Genomic DNA, 22,002 nt, shown 5'->3' with positions numbered 1-22,002 from the left:
TAGAAATCATGGCTTATAGTTTAGATTTAAGACAAAAAGTAGTAGATTATATAGAAAATGGTGGTAGAGTCACCAAAGCGGCGCAAGTGTTTGGAATAGGAAGAGCGTCAATCTACAGATGGCTGGAGAGAAAGGAACTGGTAGCAACAAAGGTAAAATATCGCCAGCGATCGCTAGATATAAGAGAATTGTCAAAAGATATACAAGAAAATCCAGAAGCTACATTAAAACAGAGAGCCGAAAAATTCGGCGTAAGTACAACTGCAATTTTTATGGCACTCAAAAAAATGAAAATAACCAGAAAAAAAAAAGAACTACGTTATCGAGAAAGAAGTAGAAAAGAAAGGATAAAATATTATCAGGATTTACGAAAATTAATCAAAATATATGGGAGTAAAAGTTTAGTATTCGTTGATGAGTCAGGATTTGAAGAATGTCCAGATTGTATTTATGCTTGGTCAAAAAAAGGAAAAAAGATTTATGGAGATAGACAAGGAAAGAGGGGAAAAAGAGAAAATTTAGTCGCAGGTAGAAGAAAAGGAAAAAAAGATTTAATCGCACCAATGATATTCACAGGAAGTTTGAATGCAGAAGGTTTTGAAGGCTGGTTATCAATATATTTATTACCATCATTAAGCATCACATCAGTTTTGATTATGGATAATGCACCAATTCATCGAAAAACAGTGATTAAACAAATAGTTGAAGATGCAGGTCATCAGGTCATATTCCTCCCTAAGTATTCTCCTGATTTGAACGATATTGAGCATGATTTTAGTGCCTTAAAGAGAGCCAGAATGTATGCTCCTTCAAATACACCCTTAGATGAAATTATCCGTGATTATTGTGTAGCTTAATGTCTCATTCTTAAGTTAAATGACTATACATTTAAATGTATAAGATTGTATTTCTTTATATGTGATCTAGATGACTTGACAAAATGACTGCTCTTTAAATAGTTTTCCCTAAAAATCAAAATCAACCACACAAAAAAGTGCCTAGGGCATGGTATATTAAGGGGATTAGTTGAAGAATGGGGAAAACAATTAAAATCGCCTACGGCTAACCCCCAGGTGTGAAGCCATTAGCTCTGCTCGCCGTTGATATTTCGGTCAAACATTGCGTCAGCCCTGAGCTTCAGTTTTTGTAGCTTCGTTAACTACAAAAGGCAATAAAGCACCAGCTGCAATCACACCACCATCCATAATACTAATAGGGGTAATCTTTAACAGGTTCTTCAATGGTGGAACAACCATAACTAATATTTGTATGGACAAAGAACCTGCAAGAGCAGCATTTAAATAAGGATTTGCTGGTAACTTATCTTGACTAAATATGCTGTGGTTTTCTGAACGGCAGCTAATGGTATGTAGTAATTGTGCAGTTGTCAGGGTCATACAGGCAACAGTGCTTGCCTGAGTCCCTATGCCATATCTAAAAATCGCATAACTGTATGCCGCTAATGTGCTGACTGATATGATAGCTGACTCAAACATGATTCTGCCCAGGTCAGAATTTTTGATAATTGGTTGATCAGGATCGCGGGGGGGTTGACTCAACACATCAGGTTCCGGCGCTTCCATAGCCAGAGACAAACCAGGGAAAATATCGCTGATTAAATTTAGCCACAGAAGTTGAATCGCATTCAACGGTTCCCCTAAACCAGCACCTATGGCAGTAGTCATCACCATAATTTCGCTGAGATTTGTGGCTAGGAGAAAATGCACAGATTTTCTAATATTGTTATAAATAGTCCGCCCCCGACTAACAGCAATAATCATAGTTTCTAATCTGTCATCTTCTAAAACAATATCTGCCACTTCCCGGGCTACATCAGTCCCCCCCTTACCCATAGCAACGCCAACTTGTGCCGCTTTCAGTGCTGGTGCATCATTAATGCCATCCCCAGTCATGGCTACCACTTTTCCAGCTGCTTGCAAAGCCTGGACAATTTGCAATTTATTACTAGGACTTATGCGGGCAAAAACGTTTACTTTGTCGCTCACTGCTGTTAGTGCTTCTGGGGTGAGATGGTGAAGGTTAGTGGCATCAAGAACTTCTAACTCCGGACTTCGACTCAATTCTAACTCTTGAGCGATCGCATAAGCAGTGGAACTTTGATCCCCCGTCATCATCACAGTATCAATTCCCGCTTGATGAAACTCCCCAATCAATTTTTTTGCCCCCAATCTAATCGGGTCTGTCATCCCCACCAAACCCAACCAGATCAGATTTGTTTCATAATTATTGCCATTGTCATTGCCATTGTCATCATTAATATAGCCATAACCCACCCCCAAAACTCGCAGCGCTTTCCCAGCCAAGCGGTCATTTTCCATTGCCATCGCCCCCCTGTCTTCGGCAGTCAAAGGAACCACTTCTCCATTTTTTAGCCACCATTGACACATAGAAATCATTTCTGCCGGATTACCTTTCACCGCAATCAACTTGTGATCATTGTCAGTGTCATGAATTGTACTCATGACGTTGCGGTTTTCCCTCCGCAGGTTAGTTTCCAACAGTGGATACTTTTGTCTCAGCTTGATCACATCTACCCCAGCGCTAATTGCCAAGTGAATTAAAGCATTTTCCGTTGGCGAACCCGTCACCACATAGTCACCATGTGCATCTTTACCGGCTTCACTTTCGTTACACAGAACGGATATATGAATCAGCCTTAATAATTCATGGTTGGCGTAGGGGTTAATATTTTCTGCCTCTACTTTAATTTTATCAGTGGATGTACATATCTCCACCACTAACATTTTATTTTCAGTAATTGTCCCGGTTTTATCCAAACAAATGGTTTGTACAGAACCCAAAGCTTCCACCGCGTTGAGACTGCGAACTAGAACATTATTCTTTCTCATCTCTCGGATACCCAAAGCCAGACTAGTGGTGGCAATGGTTGGTAACCCTTCCGGAACCGCAGCCACAGCCAGGGATATGGATGACTGCATCATCGTCAATAAACCATATCCCCGCAGCACTCCTAAACCAAACACAAAACTGCAAATTCCCATCCCCATTAAAACCAGTTGACCCCCCACCTGATCTAATTGTTTTTCTAGGGGAGTGTCTGTAGAGATAGTTTTATTTACCAGATGTTGGATTTTGCCCATTTCTGTGAACTTACCTGTACCTACCACCACAGCCAGTCCCTCACCGCCGGTGATCAAAGTTCCTTTATAAACCATGTTGACACGATCAGCTAAGGGTATATTTTCACTACCCAGAGGGGCTGTGGTTTTTGTACTAGGCATACTTTCACCAGTCAAGGCAGACTCGTCAACAGTCAAATTATCACTTTCAATCAATCGGGCATCTGCTGCTACATAACTACCAGGTTTGAGAAATAAAATATCTCCTACAACCACATTTTCTGTGGGTATTTCCACCTGCTGACCTTCTCGGATTACCCCAGTTAATATTTGTTCTCGATTTTGGAGAGATTGAATAATTCTGGCTGATTGGCTTTCGGTGATGTATCCAATCACCGCATTTAGACCAACAACACCCAAAATCACAACAGCATCTATCAAACCACCAGTAATAACCGCAACTCCCGCAGCAGCACCAAGTAAAGCAACGGGCAGAGATTTAAACTGGTCAATTAAAATTTTTCCAGAAGAACGTGTTGCTATGGCAGATAAAACATTAGCACCATAGTTAGTTAAATTGACTATGGCATCATCCTGAGATAATCCTGATACTTTTGAGGTATTTAATGTATCTATAACTTGATCAGCAGTCATCAAGTGCCAATTATCTATTTTTTGTTGTTTCTGTTGATTTATTAAACTTTTTGGGAGGTTTTGACTAGCCGATAAACCAGTAATTCTTTGATAATCTCTGATGGCTTCCTCAATCAATAAGCCGATTTTGTTCCAGCTAACTTTTGGTTGAAAACCAACCAGAATATTACTTGTTAATGAATTGGCAGACACATAAATTATATCTGGTTTCTGCCCCAGCGATCGCTCCAAGTATCGTTGTAATGACCGCGAACCATAAAGTTGATCAACTTTGTATCTAGCTCTCCCTTTCACTCTTGTGTGTATTGCTTCAATCACCGCAAAATTTACTCCTATACCAGCCTTTATAACTGAGGCTATTTTAATAGTATATTAGTATATAAGTTAATATACTCAACCCTTGTTATAGTTTATTATAGTTACCAAAAGCCACCATAAACATGAGTTTACCATTAAGACTTGCAAAGCTATACTACCCACAGGGAGGGATATGATTATGTATAATTACACCCTTAGACTCATGTAATTAATTATAAAAATCATTAACAATAAAAATGGCTTGATAGAAATTTAAGTTTAGTTTTAAAACTTTTTTCAAAACTTTTTTCAAATCCACACTGAATTTATTACTAACAACTTCTTCAACTTACCAATCTAGAAAATTAAGATCAAGAAATCATGACAACTTCTACACACCATGAGCAACAAATTCAAAAACTGAGTGAACTCATTGCAGACCTTCATTGTGGGATGTTAACCACAGTGGATCAAAATAACCACTTACACAGTTGCCCCATGTACAGAAGTGGCGATATTAATTCCCAAAGAGCAATCTGGTTTTTTACCTCTGCCCATACTCAAAAAGCAGAAGATATTAAACGCAATCACCAGGTAAACGTTAGTTTTACCTCACCAGATCAAGAGCGATATATTTCCGTATCAGGTACAGCAGAACTGATCCAAGACCGTAACCAAATGCAACAACAATGGCAACCAGAAATTCAAACTTGGTTACCCAAAGGACTAGAAGAACCAGACCTAGTATTAATCAAAGTGAATATTAACAAAATTGATTATTGGGATAGTCCATCAACCATTCACCCCCAAACCAGTCAATTTTAGATTTTAGATTTTAGAATTAATCATCCTGTTCTAGCACAAGTCCTGCTGGCTAATCATGTACATCACTTCGGCAAAATTGGCTATAGCTAGTTTTAGCTTTAGCCAGCAGCTCACAAACTTGATCATCTGTAGTTTGGTGAAAGTCCTCATACCATAAACCCACACTGTAAAACGGCTCAGGCGTGGCTGCACAAACAATTTTATCCACAGCTAATTCCAATTCTTGACAAGTTGCACTAGCAGCCACAGGTACGGCCATAACAACTTGTGCAGGCTGTTCTCGTCGCACAGAGGCCAGCGCAGCCCACATAGTAGCCCCCGTAGCTAAACCATCATCTACCAAAATAACTATACGTCCTTGTAAATCCGGAAAAGGGCGATCGCCCCGATAAAGATGTTCTCGACGTTCTAACTCTCGTTGTTCCTGCGCCGCAACTCTAGCAATAGTCTCCTCAGAAATATTCACCAACTTAACAATATCCTCATTGAGAATCCTCACCCCACCGGAGGCGATCGCCCCCATTGCTAGTTCTTCCTGTTGAGGTACACCCAGTTTACGCACCACCAGCACATCTAACGGAGCATTTAACGCCTTGGCGATTTCAAAAGCAACAGGTACACCCCCCCTAGGTAGTGCTAGTATGATCACATCGGAAACATTACTATATTCTGTTAATTGCCCGGCCAAAACCTGACCTGCTATTGTACGATTTTTAAATAGCATGGTATAACTCTCCTGGTATTTCTCTTTTGCCTTTATATATAACTCACGGGGATACGTCCCTGACTACCAGCTGTTCTGAAGGCTGTTCTGAAGGCTGTTCTGAATAAATGATAGATAAATTATAGATAGCTATACCTGGTATGACCTCTGACTATGAAGCGAGATAATTAATCTATCAGTCCATCTAAAGGAGGAAAAGTCTCAGATATTTCGGACAGGAACTCATAACATTGTGAAGTGCGGAATATGGGTTATAAATTTTAGATTTTAGCTGAGAATTTCAACTCCCCCGACTGGGAAAATTTAACTGAGCTAATTCTCTCAATCGGGGGAGTATTCAAACTGAGAATTTATACTAAGGAGCAAACTAGTTATCATTTACTCCTAATTCTCATGATTCTACGGTCGCTCTTCAATCACACGGTCAATTAAACCGTATTCTTTGGCTTCAGCAGCAGACATGAAAAAGTCCCGATCCATGTCTTTTTCAATCTTAGACAAAAGCTGACCAGTTCTTTCTGCATAAATGCTGTTCAGCTGGTGACGAATCCGCAGAATTTCTCTAGCTTCAATTTCGATATCGCTGGCTTGTCCACGAGTACCACCAGAAGGCTGGTGAATCATGATCCGAGAATGGGGTAATGCCATCCGTTTACCCTTGGCTCCAGCAGCCAGCAAAAATGATCCCATGGAAGCGGCTAAACCCACACAAATTGTCACCACATCTGATTTGATGTGTTGCATAGTGTCAAAAATTGCCATGCCGGAAGTAACCATACCACCGGGGGAATTTATGTATAAATAAATATCCTTACCTGGATCATCTGAGTCCAGATACAGCATCACGGCGATAATTTGGTTAGCAATTTCATCATCAACATCTCGCCCCAGGAAAATAATTCGTTCCCGGTATAGGCGATCATAGATACTAATCCAATCTGTATACTGTCCTCCGGGCATCCGGTAAGGAACTTTAGGAACACCTATAGGCATCTTGGTTACTCCGCTTGTAATCAGTTATTAATCATTAGTCATTAGTGATGGGTGAATTTCCCAAAACATAATGACCATTCACAGTACTTAAAGAACACTAGCAGGTAAGGTGGGATTAGCCAGTTCTTCTTTTTCAAAAACTCGGTCAATCAAACCATATTCCTTGGCTTCATAGGGAGTCATGTAGAACAGACGATCCATATCTTTGGTAATTTTTTCTGGTGGCTGTCCGGTGGTATGGCACAGAATATCTACCATAGCCGCTTTGTTTACCAAAACTTCCCGCGCGCGAATTTGAATATCCGTTGCTTGACCTTGGGTGTAACTCTTCGGTTGATGCAGGATAATAGAAGAGTGGGGTAAACTGGCGCGGCAACCTTTTGTACCTGCACTAAGTAGCATGGCTGCCATACCCATGGCCGAACCAATGCAAATAGTATGGATAGGAGGCTTGATATATTTCATTGTGTCATAGATAGCGAAAGCTTCGGTTTCAAAACCAATGGGTTCGCCACTGTAGCCGGAAGTACCAGTTGAGTTGATGTAGACTTTAATCGGCTTTTCCGGGTCGTCGGACTGTAAATAAAGCAATTCGGCGATAATTAATTCCGTAACTGCTGGCACTAATGGCATTCCCAGATAGACAATTCTTTCCTTCATCAACAGGGAAGGTAAATCTGGGGGCGGTGTCCGGTAAAAACTGTCACCTCTGTAAGGGGCTTGCACAGCCTTGATGGGGAAATTTTCCATAGGAACTGATGGACTGAAACTCTGCCGTTAACTGTAATACATCCTAACTTGATGCTAGCTCATATCAAGTGTGGATTTCTCCCTGGTCACTCATTAGTCATTGGTCATTAGTGAAAAATTCTCATCACTAATCGCTCATCCCCGATTTCTCTGTAGTGCTGATGGGGCGCTTTGAAGTTATTTATATATATATATCATGACTAGGAATTTTAGGTTATGAAGGTAAATTTACAGCCCATCTTGAATGATGCTAATCTAGACGCGCAGCAACCGAACAGTCAACGTCAGTTAGCAATATCTATTTCCGCCATGGGGGAAATTCAAGACCGCAATGTTCCACTGAATTTATGCTTAATTCTCGATCATAGCGGTTCCATGCACGGACGACCCCTAGAAACTGTCAAGCAAGCAGCTATTGGTCTAGTTGATCAACTCAAACCAGGCGATCGCCTGAGTGTAGTAGCTTTTGACCACCGTTCTAAAGTTCTCGTCCCTAATCAAATCATTGCCAATCCCGAAGAAATCAAAAAACAAATTAACAGTCTCACAGCCGATGGTGGTACAGCAATTGACGAAGGTTTGCGCTTAGGAATTGAAGAATTAGCCAAAGGCAAAAAAGAAACAATTTCTCAAGCCTTTTTGTTAACCGATGGCGAAAATGAACACGGTGACAACCAACGCTGTTTAAAATTTGCTCAACTAGCCACTGGCTATAATCTGACCTTAAACACGTTAGGATTTGGTGACAAATGGAATCAAGACGTTTTAGAAAAAATTGCTGATGCTGGCTTAGGTACCCTGTCCCACATTCAAAAACCAGAACAAGCAGCAGATGAGTTTAACCGCCTATTTAGTCGGATGCAAACAGTGGGACTAACTAACGCTTATTTACTCATAGCCCTCATGCCTCATGTGCGGCTAGCAGAACTCAAACCCATTGCCCAAGTGGCCCCAGACACCATTGAGTTACCCCTTCAGCAAGAAGCAGACGGACGCTTTGCCGTGCGGTTGGGAGACTTAATGAAAGATGCAGAACGAGTAATTTTGGCTAATATTTACCTCGGACAATTGCCAGAAGGTAAACAGGCCATTGGCAATATCCAAATCCGCTATGATAACCCCGCTCAAAATCACATTGGTTTATTTACAGATAATATCCCAGTGTATGTGAATGTCACCAGCCCTTACGAACCCCAGATAGACCCCCGTGTGCAAAAGTCCATTTTAGCCTTGGCCAAGTACCGACAAACCCAGTTAGCCGAGGCGAAATTACAACAAGGCGATCGCGCTGGTGCTGCCACAATGCTACAAACTGCCGCCAAAACTGCTCTACAAATGGGAGATAAAAGCGCAGCAACAGTATTACAAACTTCAGCCACCCGACTTCAATCTGGGGAAGAATTATCTGACAGCGATCGCAAGAAAACCAGAATTGTTTCCAAAACCGTGTTGCAAGATACTCCTCACCAATGAAAGTTCAATTGCTCTGTGCTTTAAGTGACAGTAATGTTGATGTCACCAAATCAACTAACCAACGTCAACTTTCTATTTCCATTTCGGCAATTGCCGATGAATTTGCCCAGCATTTACCACTCAACTTATGCTTAATTCTCGACCAGAGTGCCTCCATGCAGGGCAAACCCATTGCCACAGTCATTGAGGCGGTGGAGCAATTATTAGATCAGCTACAGCCGTTTGATAATCGCATTTCCGTTGTTGCCTTTGCTCGTTCTGCCGAAGTGATTATCCCCAACCAAAAAATCCAAGACACTGCTAGTATTAAAGCTCAGATCAAAGACAAACTCAAAACAGGGGGTGGTACTTCAATCGCCGAGGGTTTAGAACTGGGAATTACAGAACTAATGAAAGGTACAAAAGGAGCCGTTTCCCAGGCATTTCTCCTCACAGACGGTCGTGGTGAAAGTAGTTTAAGGATTTGGAAATTCCAAATTGGCAAAGATGACAATCAGCGCTGTCAAGAATTTGCCCACAAAGCCACAAAAATCAACATCACAATCAACACACTTGGTTTTGGTGACGACTGGAACCAGGATTTATTGGAAAAAATCGCCGATGCAGGTGGTGGTACTCTAGCCTATATAGAGCGTCCCGAACAAGTACTGGATCAGTTTCATCATTTATTGAAGCGTATTCAATCAGTCAGGTTAACCAATGCCCATTTGCTCCTGTCATTCGTTCCCCAGGTCCGCCTAGCAGAATTTAAACCCGTTGCCCAAGTCTCCCCAGACACCATCGAGTTACCAGTACAACCAGAAACTCATGGAGGCTTTGCTGTGCGCTTGGGTGATTTAATGCAAAACATTGAAAGGGTGGTTTTAGCTAATATCTATCTGGGAGAATTACCACAGGGCAAACAAATCATCGGACATTTACAAATCCGTTACGATGATCCATCTACGAACAAACAAGACTTATTTTCTCCCATCGTGCCCATATATGTAGATGTGGTCAAGCCTTATCAACCCGCCCCCAATGTTTTAGTGCAGCAGTCTATTTTGGCATTAGCCAAGTATAGACAAACTCAATTAGCCGAAATGAAACTACAACAAGGCGATACCGTCGGTGCAGCCACCATGTTACAAACTGCTGCCCAAACCGCCTTACAAATAGGAGATCAAAGTGCAGCCACAGTATTGCAAAGTTCCGCCACCCGTCTGCAAGCAGGGGAAGAACTTTCTCCCGCAGACCTGAAAAAAACCAGAATAGCATCCAAGACAGTTTTACAGCATTGACCGAAATATCAACGGCGGGTAGAGCTACTGGCTTCAGATATGGGGGTTAGCCGTTGGCGATTTCAATCGCCTTCCCCATTCTTCAACTAATTGGCTGGCACTAATACCTCTCATTTTTGCTTCTTCTTTGATGTTCTGCCATGCCGTAGGTGTTAAAACTACGGCTCTTTTGGTTTTAACTTGATCATGAAGTGGAAGTAACGCCAGTGGAGATGTTCCCTGTACTTCTGGTGGACGCAAGTCCAGTAAAAGCTTGGAATCCCCACGGATAGGGTGGGGAGTGTCAACTCACGCCAAAGCGGAAGCTTGAGGTTTAGCAAAAATCATCCGTCCTGCGGAGGTTTGTAAAGCACTGGTGACTACCACTCTTACCTCACCCCCAACATAATTACTACCTTCCTCCACCACAACCATTGTCCCATCCTCTAAATAGCCAACTCCTTGACTAGGTTCTTTACCTTCCTTGAGAATCTTTAAGTCAAGATTATCACCAGGCAAGTAAGTAGAACGCACAGCATTTACCAAGTCATTAACGTTCAATACAGGGACTTTCTGCACACTGGCTACTTTAGATAAATTGTAATCATTTGTCAGCAGAGTGCCGTTAATTTCTTGGGCAAAGCGCACTAATTTGGCATCCACTGTGGCCACATCTTCATAGTCAACGGGGTTAATCAAAATCCGGTCTGGGTAGTCTTTTCTGATGCGGTTGAGAATTTCTAAGCCGCGTCTGCCCCGCACCCGCTTTTGGTCTTTACTAGCATCGGCTACTTGTTGTAACTCCTGCAACACAAACTGTGGTACTAAAATTTGTCCTTCCAGAAATCCGGTTTCTAGTAAGGCTTCAATGCGACCATCAATAATACAGCTGGTGTCTAAAACTTTGGTGTGGGCAGGTTTAAGTGTTCCTTCCACTACCATGGTCTCAACGGTGTTGGGATTAATGAACCGCAATAAACTCCGCCCGTGGGTATCGGCTAAATTCATCCCCGTCACAGCTAGTAAAATACTGCCTACAACTGCCACCAGGGGCTTAATAAAGCCAAAGTCCTTGGGAATAGGCAGTAAAAACAATGGTGCCAGCATTAAGTTAGCCAGCAGTAGCCCCATTACCAAGCCAATGGCGCGAGTTAAAATCATTTCCAGGGGCATTTCTCGGACTTGTGATTCTAGACGACGATACGACGTTTGAAAACTCAGTCCCACAGCACCACCAATAATGGAAGCAAATACGGCAACAACCAAGCGTAAGGCTTCTAGGTTTGTCACCCCATCTAGCGAACCATCGGGTAGTAGTTCAATGCTATAGAACCCTATTCCCGCAGCAGCTAGGATAAATGAAAGAATGATAATGGCATCAAGCATAGTTAGGTTTTTTCCTGCGATTGTGTTACCTGATCAAGTCAAGTATTTTCCATCGGTACAAGAGATTCATTAATAATATTGACTTACACTAGGCGTTGGAGCAGGGAATATCTGCAAATATTATAACCAAAGTGATTTCTCTTAATGTTTTTCATGATTTTGTTGTAAAACGATAAAAAATGTCAAAAAAGTACTTATTTGCTCTGTTCTGGATTGTTGATCACAATGAGTCAAAATTATCTTAATTCTCGTATCGCCACTTCTGCTTATGTACACATTCCTTTCTGTAGACGGAGATGTTTTTATTGTGATTTCCCTGTCTTTGTCCTGGGCGATCGCCAACGGGGTGAAACATCTGGTAGTATTTCTCGATATGTGGAAGTGTTATGCCAGGAAATTGCCCTGACCCCAGTAGGTAGAAAACCTCTCAAAACCATTTTTTTTGGTGGTGGTACTCCTTCATTACTATCAGTTGAACAGTTACAAAATATACTATTAACCATAGAAAAACATTTTGGAATTGCTGCTGATGTAGAAATATCTATGGAAATAGACCCTGGTACTTTTGACTTGGCACATATATCTGGCTATAGTAGCCTTGGCGTTAACCGGGTAAGTTTGGGTGTACAAGCATTCCAACCAGAATTATTGCAAGTCGCAGGGCGATCGCACTCTGTTGTAGATATTTTGACATCTGTAGAATTAATTCACCAAGTCGAAATTCCCGAATTTAGCTTAGACCTCATCTCAGGTTTACCGCATCAGTCTTTAGAGCAATGGCAAGATTCTTTGGAGCAAGCAGTCAAGGCTATACCTACTCATATATCCATATATGACCTTACTATAGAACCCGGCACGGCTTTTGGTCGTTACTACAAACCGGGGGATCAGCCATTACCAACCGATGAAACCACGGTCAAAATGTACCAAATGGGACAACAATTTTTGACCAGTGCGGGTTATGAACATTACGAAATTTCTAACTATGCCCGTCCTGGTCATCAATGTCAGCATAATCGAGTTTATTGGGAAAACCGCCCTTATTATGGTTTTGGTATGGGTGCGGCCAGTTATATAGATGGTAGGCGCTTCACTCGTCCGCGCAAAACACAGGAGTATTACCAATGGGTAGAAACTGGGGGTATTATTGATTGCCTGGTAACTCCACCGAATGAAGTATTATTAGAAACTTTGATGTTGGGGTTGCGTCTAGCTGAAGGTGTGAGTTTAGCCATGTTGGCTGAGAAGTTTGGGGAAGATAAAATCTGGGAAATTCACCAATGTTTACAACCATTACTAGATAAAGGCTGGGTGGAAGCTGTTCAAGAAAGGTTACGGTTATCTGATCCCCAAGGGTTTTTATTTTCTAATGTGGTCTTGGCTGATTTGTTTGCAAAATTTGCTTAACGCCTGTTCACTAACTAGGCTTGTGGTTGATCAGTGGACTAAGGGGAAAGCTAGGCTCATATTAAAATACTGGACTTCTTCTAGAAGAAGTCCAGGATCCAGTTTGATCAAGTACACCTTAATTAAATTCCTAGTGTTCTCTAATGTGTGGCTAAATTACTCATCTAATAGGAAAGACAGTTTAACATCATACTAGAACTTTATCCCTGGTACGCAGACAACACGAAGACCAAGATTGATGTACGACTCTTGTGGGGAAGCGTAGCCACGATAAGCCGAACGGCAACATATATAACCAGTGTCGTACCAGGAACCGCCCCGTAAACAACGGAATTGATACTTATCCGCTAACCAAGGGCTACCATCTGTGGGTGCATCATGATAATTTTCGTGCCATACATCCTGACACCATTCCCACACGTCACCACATATATCAAATAAACCAAAGGGGTTGGCAGGAAATTCTCCCACGTTTGTTGTTTCTTGGGGATATTCACCATTAGGGCGAAAAGTACAGATTAAATTCACATCATAATTAGCCCAATCTGGGCTAATTGTGTCACCAAAATAAAAAGGCGTGGTTGTTCCCCCCCGACAAGCATATTCCCATTCAGCCTCACTAGGTAAGCGATAGATTTTTCCAGTTTTTCTGGATAGTCGCCGACAAAACTCCACCGCCTCATCCCAAGAAATACATTCCACTGGGCGTTTAGCACCTTGAAACTCAGAGGGGTAGGGATCTAAATCAATGTTAACTTTATCAAAGGCGGCAACTGTTGCCCATTGAGCTTGGGTAACGGGAAATTTGCCCATGAAAAAAGGTTGAATGGTGACACTATGCTGGGGACCTTCAGAATCATCTCGTTCTGGCTCATCTTCTGGGGAACCCATGAGAAATGTACCACCGGGAATTGCCACCATATCCAGCAGTACATTATTACCCAGGTCTTCTGTAAAAAATTTAGCGATTTCCGGGCTACTCTCGACTGATGTATCTTGATCATCTACTGTACTTGCTTCTATTATGTGTTCTGCCGATGCACTGGGTTTTTCTGGACTCATAATCATTGTTCTGATTGGTGCTACATCTTCATCTCTTAAACCTAAATGTTGCTGATAGTCTCTCAGGTCTTGGAGAGTACTCTCAGTCAGGTTACCCTCAACGGCAACTGTTTCTCTCAGCGTCTCTTCGTATTCTTTTAACTTCCTTTGATACTCTCGATATGGTTGTTGAACTTCAAACTCAATAGCATCAGCCACATGAGAGTCAAGTTGCAACTGCACCCGCAATGAGTTTAACAAACGACGAGCAGGAATGGTGAATTTACCCCGGTTGAGACGGTGTTCAACCTCCCTACGGTACTTTACACCAGGGTCATCTTTAGATGACTTAGCGATAAAAATCCGAAAGCCCTCTTTGTGGGGATAAAACTCTGGTGTCATGGCAGGAGATGCTTCTTGCACTTTGCTTTTGGCATACTGATGCAATTCATCTATTGAAATTAAACCATCCCCGTCTTCGTCCGCCGCACCGCTTTTAATCCCTTCTACTAAATAATGGGTATAGATGGAAAGGTTTAAGCCATCGGATTCAAAGGCGTATTGTGTGGAGGTGGAAGCGGTGAGAATTGCCCTTCCTTCACCTCCTAACTGCTGTCGCAAGTCAATATTCCCGGTATCTTTGGCTGTCAAACCTTTGGCAAAAGCACCACTAAAGCAACAATCTAAAATTACTATCAGTCGTTTAGATTTGCTCTTGTTCATCCAAAGATGTACGTTTGTGGCTGCTACGGCTGTGGTGGGGATTAATTTATTCTGATTTTTTTTGGTTTGGCGAGTGGAAAAGTAAAAGTCTCCACTTTCGTCTGTCACTCCATGACCGGAAAAGTACAATAGTACTAAGTCGTCTTTTTGACGATTGGCGTACAAGTGATAAATGGCATTTTCCATTTCTTGCCGTTGGGGATTTTTCAGCACTGTGACATCCTCTTCAGCAAAACCACCCATTTCTGGGTTGACTAACACTTCCCGCATAGCTTCTACATCATCAACAGCTTTGGGTAGGGGTGTTAATCCAGGTTCGTATTCACTAATACCTATCAGTAATGCTACCCTAGTCATCTTTTTTAATTGATGTTCCGTTGAGAAAGTCTTGTGCTTTTTGGAATGCGAATTCAAATTCTTCTCGACTGCTGGCTTCTAGGTTCAGTTCTCTGCCATCGGGCGCTTTTAGCACCATCTTAATTGGTTTGTTACTCAGGCGATCGCTCAAAAAATTGAACAGGGTCTTGATTTTAGCAAAGTTAACCTCTGTATTTAACAACCCCAAGATAAAGCCCCCTAAAGCCTTGCTATCCTTGGGTGCAGTTTCCACCGGAACTAAACCCGCATCTTCTACCCCATCCACATCTTTTAACAGAGGTAGTAAACTTTGCACTTCACTGTACAAGTCCTCATCGTCTAAACCCAGGTTAGTGAGAGAAATTGTCACCTGAACATTAGATGTTGCTAGCATATTGGTGGCTTAAATCAGATTAATTCAATGTCATTTTCCAGTATATCGGTTATTTACAGTATAATATCAACTTTATTGAAGATTTGAGCAGCTACAGCTAAAAACCTAAATCAGCCTTGGCTATTTCCGCCGCAGCCAATACTTCTGCATCTGGTTTTTCATCCCAAGCCGTATCACCAATTTCAGTGTAAAATTTTGTGTCGTAGGGTCGCGTCCTCACCACCACCGGCATGGGTACAGCATGACCTAAAATTAACGCTTGTTGTTTAGAGTCCAATTTTGCTAACACTGACCGCAAACCACCAGCACCAGATACACCGGTAAAAATGGCATCGATATCTTTTTCATCATTGAGCAAAGCAGTGATGCGTGTACCAATCTGGGACATAACTTCATTATCAATCCCTGATGGGCGTTGGTCTACCACTAGCAAAGTAACAAAATACTTTCGCAGTTCCCTGGCAATAGTACCAAAAATTGTACTTTGTACTATTGCCGGGTCAAGAAAACGGTGCGCCTCTTCAATGGTAATCATTAGTGGTGTGGGGCGATCGCATGGATTTTTACTTTGAAGGAATTTATCTGCTTTTTCTACGTAATGCCCATGAATACGCCTAGTAATCATATTAGTCACTAACATATAAGAAAGCATATTTGACTGGGAACCAAATTCTATGACTACATTTTTTCCAGCCTCCAAAGACTGGATAATTTTATTAATATAATTCTGGGGGCAAACACCCCGCATATATTTCAAACTGTCCAAGCGCAAAAGTTTACGCTGTAAGGAAGTAATAGAACCGGGATGTCCTGGTTTTTCTTCGCAAAACAATTTAATATCCTCACTGGTCATATTAAACAATTGGGGAATCCAAGACTTACCAAACTCATTACACAAAATACTGGCGTTGTCTAAAGCCGCTTCCGACAGTCCTAATTCTCGACTACATAACTTAATATCTTCAACTTGGATTTGTTCATAACTCAAATACAGTTCTTGTGCATCACGCACACCCCGGCGTTTTGTTGATGTGGGGTCAAGGGTGTAAACTTCCACTTTACCGGGAAATAATTGCTTTAAGCCTTTAACAGTATTAACATTTTTACCTTCGGCTACCGCCTCCCAGCCATACTCAGAGTGCATATCAAAAATTAAATTTACCGCTGCATTTTTGCGGATGACTCCAGCTAATAGTAACCGAGTCAGGAAGGATTTACCAGTACCAGATTTACCAAACACCCCATTACTACGCTCAACAAAGCGGTTTAAATCCATACAAACAGGCACATCCATATCTAAGGGTTGACCAATAGAAAAATTGCGCCTTTGGGGATCATCTTCCCAACCAAATACCCGCCGGAAATCCTCCTCGCTGGCTTCGTAAACTTGGCTAAAATGACTGGGAATAGTTTTAACCGGTAGTAATTCTATAGTGGTGCTGGTTTGGGGCTGGAATGATGCTAAACCATTATTAGTTGATTTACCATTGGTTGAGGACAAAGATAAATTAGATTCCGGGGTAAACATCAACATCAGTGCTAAGTTGATAGTACCGTATGTACCACTACCAGCTAAAACCTCTCTTAAAAAAGTGTCCTCCCAACCGGGGGGATTAGCAATAATGCGAGGATTAGCCGTTCCCAACGCCACATCTGTCAGCATACAGAAAAAGCGCGATCGCAATCCATGCACCACTAAAAACTTACCCACCCGCATATCTTCAACGGAAATATCCGGGTGTAATCGTACTTCTAATCCCCCGGTGAGAGAACCTTGTATTACTGAGCCTAATGGTTGTGACGAATTCATTATTTTATGTGCTGAGTGCTGACTGAAAGTCAAGAGACTGTGATTATGTTGAATTTTAGCCCCTCTTCACTCATGACTTACTCAATTTGAATCGAAGTCGGAGCGCTTCCTGTAGCTGGTGTACCGATTAAGGGTTTACGGAATTGAGCATACAAGCGATCGCGCCAAGTAAAGAATGGTTCATAATCAGGATTATCAGCCAATCCTGGTACACCTTTACCTCTGATTCCTGCTGGTAAATCCAGATAAGCCACTTCAGGGAACTTGAGCAATATTGATAAACTAGCCACAGTTAAGTCAGCCAAACTTGGCTCATCCCCTGTTAAATATGGACTGTCCGCTAATAATAGCGTTAACGATTCCAAGTCTTGTTTCAAGTCCGTCATCGCTGCTTTGATGACATCTGGGCTATAACCCACCCCAAAACCCAACATAGTCAACACATCACCGGGGACACCAGCCACTAGACTTTTGAATATATCAGGTGTAGAGTTAGGCAATAAAGACTTGCGGAAGTCTTGGTCTTGACTAATGGCAGAAAACAGCGCTGTCTTGGCTTTAACACCTATTGATGTATCTGCCCATTCTTCCATCAATAAACATAAACCCCTGCTCTTAGGATCTTGAGGTATGAGTGGGCGATCGGGATATTCTAAATCTAGATATTTAGCAATCTCCGTAGAATCAACAATATATCTGCTGCCATCCTTTAAAACAGGCACTTGTTTTTGTCCAGTTAACCGGAACAAATCTATTTGTCCCAGTCCTGGTGTTACTTCTATTTTCCGGTAATCTAGCCTCTTGTAGTCCAGAATTAACCGCACTTTCTCTGAATAGTGAGATAATTCCCATTGGTATAATTCCAACATAATTCCTACTTTTCACCATCAATAGAACAATAATCTTATTGTATCTTTACTTAAAGTAATTTTCCTGATAAATTCAGCAATTTTCTCAAAAACTGATTTTTTTTTAGTAACAGTACATCGTCATCCCCACCAAAAATCTTAATCCTGAATTATGATATTTTGACAATGTAAGTGTTATAAGTCTTTATGTGACCTGTATAAACTGAAAAACAAACAAAATTTATGAAGGCAAATTACAGCAAATTGGGGCATAAATTAGCCAAAGTACTGGGTTTAGCCAGTGTTAGTCTTCTCATCACTTTACCATCCCCAGCCCAACAGCCAACTAATAACTTAATAGCCCAGACAGGTACTCGCTTAAATCCTAGACCCAGTATTTTTAATGAACCACCCTATAACCGCGCTCCCCGCAGTACCCCTCCCGACGTACCCACACCAACAGTCACACCCCCCACTACTCAACCAGGAGCAGGAACCCCAAGTCAAAACAAAACCCTGTTAGCACTAGCAGAATCTAGCCCTGACTTTACAACCTTAACCGCAGCTTTAAAAGCAGCCGGATTGACAGAAGCTTTACAAGGTGAAAATAAACTCACAGTTTTTGCTCCCACTGATGCAGCATTTGCTAAATTACCTCAAGATGCCGTCAAAGATTTGTTAAAACCAGAGAACAAAGAAATTTTGGTCAAGCTGTTAACTTATCATGTAGTCAGTGGTGCGGTGTTATCCACTGATTTATCATCCGGGGAAGTACAAAGCCTTGAAGGTGGTGCTATCACTGTTAAAGTTGACTCTAATGGTGTCATGGTCAATGATGCCAACGTAGTTAAGGCAGATATTAAAGGTAGTAATGGTGTAATACACGCCATTGACCAAGTAATTTTGCCCCCTGATTTGTAAGTCGTCATTGCTCATTCGGGTATGGGAGCATCTTCCTGGCTACCGCTGCACTTGTACCCTCTTAATACTTAGGGGCTGCAATACGCCCCTACCTTCTGCCAATATTTTATATTTTTGTATTATATATTATATTTTTAACAATCCGTTGCAATCATCAGGCACATTGACACTAAAACCTGTTCACATAACTTTTTATAACATTTCCTGTAATTATTGAAATATTGTGTCACAATAGAGTTGAGAATTAATTCGGCGACAGCGTTTGTTTTTAGTATTGACAGGCTTTTTTCTTGTGGTATTTACAGACTTCTCTCCGAAATCTAATTTCTACATTTCTGTGATTTTGGAGACCATCAAATGTCAATTTATATAGGCAATCTTTCTTACGACGTGACTCAAGAGGCTTTAACTGCCGTATTTGCAGAATATGGGACTGTAAAACGGGTTCAAATTCCCACAGACCGTGAAACAGGTCGTCTACGTGGCTTTGCTTTTGTAGAAATGGATACAGAATCTGAAGAAACAGCAGCCATTCAAGCCCTCGATGGTGCTGAATGGATGGGACGGGACATGAAAGTTAATAAGGCCAAACCCAAGGAAAACAAAGCTTCCTTTGGCGATAGTCGGAGCGGCGCTGGTAACTTCCGTAACCGCTACTAAGAAAACTCTCCAGTTTTCTCATCAATAATTTAGAGCTACGGCTCCAAACTAGGCTTAGGCCGTGTTTGGAGCTTTTCATTATATTGTCGATTTAGGTCTGGGTATGGGAAATTCGTTCATAAGAATCATTTGTGGTCTATTTACCTGAAAATTGCTGTAAGCTAAAGTATAGGGAATAAAACGGTTAAGTTTTTCCGTCATAGCCCAAAACTTAACCTCAAGGCTTTTCAGCCTATTTGATGATTTTAGTAATTCAGCGCGGGGCAAGGCATCAGAGAAGCATACTAGGACTTTTAGTATGAGAATTATCCAGCTAATAAGAATGTAAGTAACAAAGGCTACAAAAAATTCGCCGGGAGCTTGTTACTTTGAAATTCATCGACGCTGAGGGGTCTTGCCGCCGTGGGTTCGGTTTGTATTGAAATCGTTGAGGGAAATCCCCATCTAAGGTCTTTGCTGGGATGGCACTTGCAACAGTTAGAATACCGCGTGCATCAAGCAGCTAGTATTTATCAAGCAAGGGAAGTCTTTTTAAGCCAACAACCCGCACTGGTGATTCTGGATGCTGATTTGCCTGATGGTGATGGAATTGAGTTTTGTCGGTGGTTGCATAGTCAGCAACAACCGTTAATTCTGATGCTATCGGCTCGTAGTAATGAAGCTGATATTGTCGTGGGTTTAAAGGCGGGTGCTGATGACTATTTAAGCAAGCCCTTCGGAATGCAGGAGTTTTTGGCTAGGGTAGAGGCTCTAATTCGGCGCAAACGTACCCCTACTGCACCAGCTTATTTGGATTATGGCAGTTTGCAAATTGATTTAGTACAGCGCCGAGTCAGATTTCAAGGGGAGTTTATTGATTTAACTCCTCAAGAGTTCAGTTTGTTATATGTTCTGGCACAAGCCGGGGGAGTGGCTTTGAGTAGGGCAGAATTACTGCGCCGTGCTTGGCCTGACGCAATTGACAATCCGCGCACCATTGACACTCATGTTTTATCCTTAAGAAAAAAGGTTGAACTTGATCCACGTCAACCTAGCTTAATTCAAACTATCCGTAATGTGGGATATAGATTTAATATGGAAATTTTAAGTTCCAATTTTCCGCAGTCAACAGCCAAGTTAACCAAAGAAGGACGGGAGCATCCCAATTTTTTGTATCGAGAGACAGAATCAAGCAAAATAAGTAAGAGACAAGAGTATTAACCAAGCCATGACCCCAGAACAAGAGCAGGGCTACTCAAGACTACATTCAGAGGATCGCAATTTTACCATGCTTCAGGGGTGCGATTACCTAGGGCACTGGCGGAGCCAATGGCTGGTTTCTACATCCCTATAATCAAAACAGTTAATCAAAACAGTTCTAGCAGCCCTGGGGGAGGGGTAATTTCAATTCGGCGGGATTGTAGGTCTACTACAGGGGCGATGGCTTTGACGAATGGAATTAAAATGTTTTGGGGGGGTTTGGAGTTTGATTTTTGTGGTTGAGGTGAATTATTTTGTCGGTGGGGTTTGACTTCTAATAGGTCATTACCGGCAGAAATTACATCTACAACTGTACCCAGAAGTTCCCCAGATTCCTGCATAAAAACTGAAATCCCCAAGAGGTCGGGGACGTGATATTCATCTTCTCCTAATTGGGGGCGATCGCTTGCTGGTACGAATAATTTATAATTGCGTAGAGCTTCGGCTTGGTTGCGATTTTCCACCCCAGCTAAAGAAATCACATATAGGTTTTTTCCGGGTAGATAATGTCCTGATAATAGTTCTACCGGTTTTGGTTCTGTGTCGCCGGGATACCATAGCCAACGTGTTCCGGGTATTTCAAACCTTTCGGGAAAATCTGATTCTGGGTAAACTCGCAATTCACCTGATAAACCTTGGGGTGCGACGATTTTACCGATTTCTAACCATTGATCTAGATTGGGGGAAGGGGAAATTGGTTTCCCCGTGTCTTTGTTAGGGCTTTTGGTGTGTTTGCTGTTGGTTTCCATGTCTAATGTTTATGCACTTACCACAACACCTTGTTGACATACTCACCGACCTTGAAGGTCGGTGATTCTTGACAGTTCACAGTAACTCGCTGTCGAAACAGTCTTACAGTCACTCCCTGTCCATTTTAGGTCGTGCCGATGCCCCATGCCGACCATTTCTATATTCTGAGCAGCATTCTCATCTCTGTCTGCAAGAGTGTTGCAATTTAAACACAACACTGAGCGAACAGACAAGTCAATCTTGCCCCAAGGATACCCACAGCCAGAGCAAATCTGGCTAGTAGGTTCCCATCTGTCAATTACTCGGAAATCCCTTTTAAGTTTCTCAGATTTAACCTCACAAAAAGTTCTGAATTGCCGCCACCCCTGCAGGCTAATCGCCCTAGATAGT

At 41.9% G+C, this 22,002-nt stretch carries 20 protein-coding genes; 8 read left to right on the top strand and 12 right to left on the bottom strand.

The genetic code is table 11. The features are described from left to right. Nucleotides 1-8: 8 nt before the first annotated feature. Nucleotides 9-857, top strand: a complete 849-nt coding sequence (locus NWP17_RS00940) for an IS630 family transposase (protein WP_280653043.1) — start codon at nucleotides 9-11, stop codon at nucleotides 855-857. Nucleotides 858-1,124: 267 nt separating this feature from the next. Here the strand turns inward: NWP17_RS00940 and NWP17_RS00935 are convergent, their stop codons facing one another. Next, nucleotides 1,125-4,073, bottom strand: a complete 2,949-nt coding sequence (locus tag NWP17_RS00935; RefSeq protein WP_280653041.1) for a cation-translocating P-type ATPase — start codon at nucleotides 4,071-4,073, stop codon at nucleotides 1,125-1,127. A 360-nt stretch (nucleotides 4,074-4,433) separates the two neighbouring features. Here NWP17_RS00935 and NWP17_RS00930 point away from each other — a divergent pair, with 360 nt between their 5' ends. Further along, nucleotides 4,434-4,877 carry a pyridoxamine 5'-phosphate oxidase family protein gene (locus NWP17_RS00930; protein WP_280653040.1) on the top strand — a complete coding sequence of 148 codons (444 nt, stop codon included), beginning with the start codon at nucleotides 4,434-4,436 and terminating at the stop codon, nucleotides 4,875-4,877. A gap of 49 nt (nucleotides 4,878-4,926) precedes the next feature. On the opposite strand, the gene NWP17_RS00925 is transcribed toward NWP17_RS00930, so the two are convergent. From NWP17_RS00925 to NWP17_RS00915, 3 genes are all read right to left on the bottom strand, one after another. Next, nucleotides 4,927-5,601, bottom strand: coding sequence for a phosphoribosyltransferase (locus NWP17_RS00925; protein ID WP_280653039.1), 675 nt, complete (start codon nucleotides 5,599-5,601; stop codon nucleotides 4,927-4,929). Nucleotides 5,602-6,000: 399 nt separating this feature from the next. Further along, nucleotides 6,001-6,594: an ATP-dependent Clp protease proteolytic subunit gene (locus NWP17_RS00920; RefSeq protein WP_280653038.1), complete on the bottom strand. Its 594-nt coding sequence runs from the start codon at nucleotides 6,592-6,594 to the stop codon at nucleotides 6,001-6,003. 87 nt (nucleotides 6,595-6,681) lie between these two features. Further along, nucleotides 6,682-7,344: an ATP-dependent Clp protease proteolytic subunit gene (locus tag NWP17_RS00915; protein ID WP_280653037.1), complete on the bottom strand. Its 663-nt coding sequence runs from the start codon at nucleotides 7,342-7,344 to the stop codon at nucleotides 6,682-6,684. 216 nt (nucleotides 7,345-7,560) lie between these two features. Here NWP17_RS00915 and NWP17_RS00910 point away from each other — a divergent pair, with 216 nt between their 5' ends. Together NWP17_RS00910 and NWP17_RS00905 are read left to right on the top strand one after the other, a co-directional pair. After that, nucleotides 7,561-8,817 carry a vWA domain-containing protein gene (locus NWP17_RS00910; RefSeq protein WP_280653036.1) on the top strand — a complete coding sequence of 419 codons (1,257 nt, stop codon included), beginning with the start codon at nucleotides 7,561-7,563 and terminating at the stop codon, nucleotides 8,815-8,817. After that, nucleotides 8,814-10,097 (top strand): vWA domain-containing protein, encoded by a 1,284-nt coding sequence (locus NWP17_RS00905; RefSeq protein WP_280653035.1) that lies wholly within the window; start codon nucleotides 8,814-8,816, stop codon nucleotides 10,095-10,097. Before NWP17_RS00910 ends, NWP17_RS00905 begins: the two co-directional genes overlap by 4 nt. 33 nt (nucleotides 10,098-10,130) lie before the next feature. On the opposite strand, the gene NWP17_RS00900 is transcribed toward NWP17_RS00905, so the two are convergent. Then, on the bottom strand, nucleotides 10,131-10,337 hold the full coding sequence (locus tag NWP17_RS00900; protein WP_280653034.1) for a hypothetical protein: 207 nt from the start codon (nucleotides 10,335-10,337) through the stop codon (nucleotides 10,131-10,133). 48 nt (nucleotides 10,338-10,385) lie between these two features. Then, nucleotides 10,386-11,462 (bottom strand): PIN/TRAM domain-containing protein, encoded by a 1,077-nt coding sequence (locus NWP17_RS00895; protein WP_280653033.1) that lies wholly within the window; start codon nucleotides 11,460-11,462, stop codon nucleotides 10,386-10,388. 225 nt (nucleotides 11,463-11,687) lie between these two features. On the opposite strand from NWP17_RS00895, the gene hemW reads away from it, so the two are divergent. Then, nucleotides 11,688-12,869 (top strand): radical SAM family heme chaperone HemW, encoded by a 1,182-nt coding sequence (gene hemW / locus NWP17_RS00890; RefSeq protein ID WP_280653032.1) that lies wholly within the window; start codon nucleotides 11,688-11,690, stop codon nucleotides 12,867-12,869. Nucleotides 12,870-13,061: 192 nt separating this feature from the next. Here the strand turns inward: hemW and NWP17_RS00885 are convergent, their stop codons facing one another. The 4 genes from NWP17_RS00885 to NWP17_RS00870 form a co-directional block, all read right to left on the bottom strand. Beyond that, nucleotides 13,062-14,990, bottom strand: coding sequence for a caspase, EACC1-associated type (locus tag NWP17_RS00885; protein WP_280653031.1), 1,929 nt, complete (start codon nucleotides 14,988-14,990; stop codon nucleotides 13,062-13,064). Beyond that, entirely contained in the window at nucleotides 14,983-15,384 is a 402-nt protein-coding gene (locus NWP17_RS00880) for a sugar ABC transporter permease (protein WP_280653030.1), read from the bottom strand. The genes NWP17_RS00885 and NWP17_RS00880 overlap by 8 nt, the downstream gene beginning before the upstream one ends. A 97-nt stretch (nucleotides 15,385-15,481) precedes the next feature. Then, nucleotides 15,482-17,194: a helicase HerA domain-containing protein gene (locus tag NWP17_RS00875; RefSeq protein WP_280653029.1), complete on the bottom strand. Its 1,713-nt coding sequence runs from the start codon at nucleotides 17,192-17,194 to the stop codon at nucleotides 15,482-15,484. Nucleotides 17,195-17,271: 77 nt separating this feature from the next. Continuing rightward, a complete protein-coding gene (locus NWP17_RS00870; RefSeq protein WP_280653028.1) occupies nucleotides 17,272-18,063 on the bottom strand; it encodes a glutathione S-transferase family protein in 792 nt (263 codons plus the stop codon). Between the two features lie 222 nt (nucleotides 18,064-18,285). On the opposite strand from NWP17_RS00870, the gene NWP17_RS00865 reads away from it, so the two are divergent. The 3 genes from NWP17_RS00865 (at nucleotide 18,286) to NWP17_RS00855 (ending at nucleotide 20,823) form a co-directional block, all read left to right on the top strand. Continuing rightward, nucleotides 18,286-18,963: a fasciclin domain-containing protein gene (locus tag NWP17_RS00865; RefSeq protein WP_280653027.1), complete on the top strand. Its 678-nt coding sequence runs from the start codon at nucleotides 18,286-18,288 to the stop codon at nucleotides 18,961-18,963. Nucleotides 18,964-19,320: 357 nt separating this feature from the next. Further along, nucleotides 19,321-19,623 carry an RNA recognition motif domain-containing protein gene (locus NWP17_RS00860; RefSeq protein WP_280653026.1) on the top strand — a complete coding sequence of 101 codons (303 nt, stop codon included), beginning with the start codon at nucleotides 19,321-19,323 and terminating at the stop codon, nucleotides 19,621-19,623. A gap of 402 nt (nucleotides 19,624-20,025) precedes the next feature. Next, a complete protein-coding gene (locus NWP17_RS00855; RefSeq protein ID WP_280653025.1) occupies nucleotides 20,026-20,823 on the top strand; it encodes a response regulator transcription factor in 798 nt (265 codons plus the stop codon). Between the two features lie 146 nt (nucleotides 20,824-20,969). On the opposite strand, the gene rimM is transcribed toward NWP17_RS00855, so the two are convergent. After that, entirely contained in the window at nucleotides 20,970-21,611 is a 642-nt protein-coding gene (gene rimM / locus NWP17_RS00850) for a ribosome maturation factor RimM (RefSeq protein ID WP_280653024.1), read from the bottom strand. Nucleotides 21,612-21,653: 42 nt separating this feature from the next. Next, nucleotides 21,654-21,983 carry a zinc ribbon domain-containing protein gene (locus NWP17_RS00845; RefSeq protein ID WP_280653042.1) on the bottom strand — a complete coding sequence of 110 codons (330 nt, stop codon included), beginning with the start codon at nucleotides 21,981-21,983 and terminating at the stop codon, nucleotides 21,654-21,656. Nucleotides 21,984-22,002: the final 19 nt, after the last annotated feature.

It is taken from the genome of Chrysosporum bergii ANA360D (genome assembly GCF_029891735.1).
In the GTDB taxonomy this organism is placed as follows: domain Bacteria; phylum Cyanobacteriota; class Cyanobacteriia; order Cyanobacteriales; family Nostocaceae; genus Umezakia; species Umezakia bergii.
This window is presented reverse-complemented; position numbering and strand designations above follow the sequence as displayed.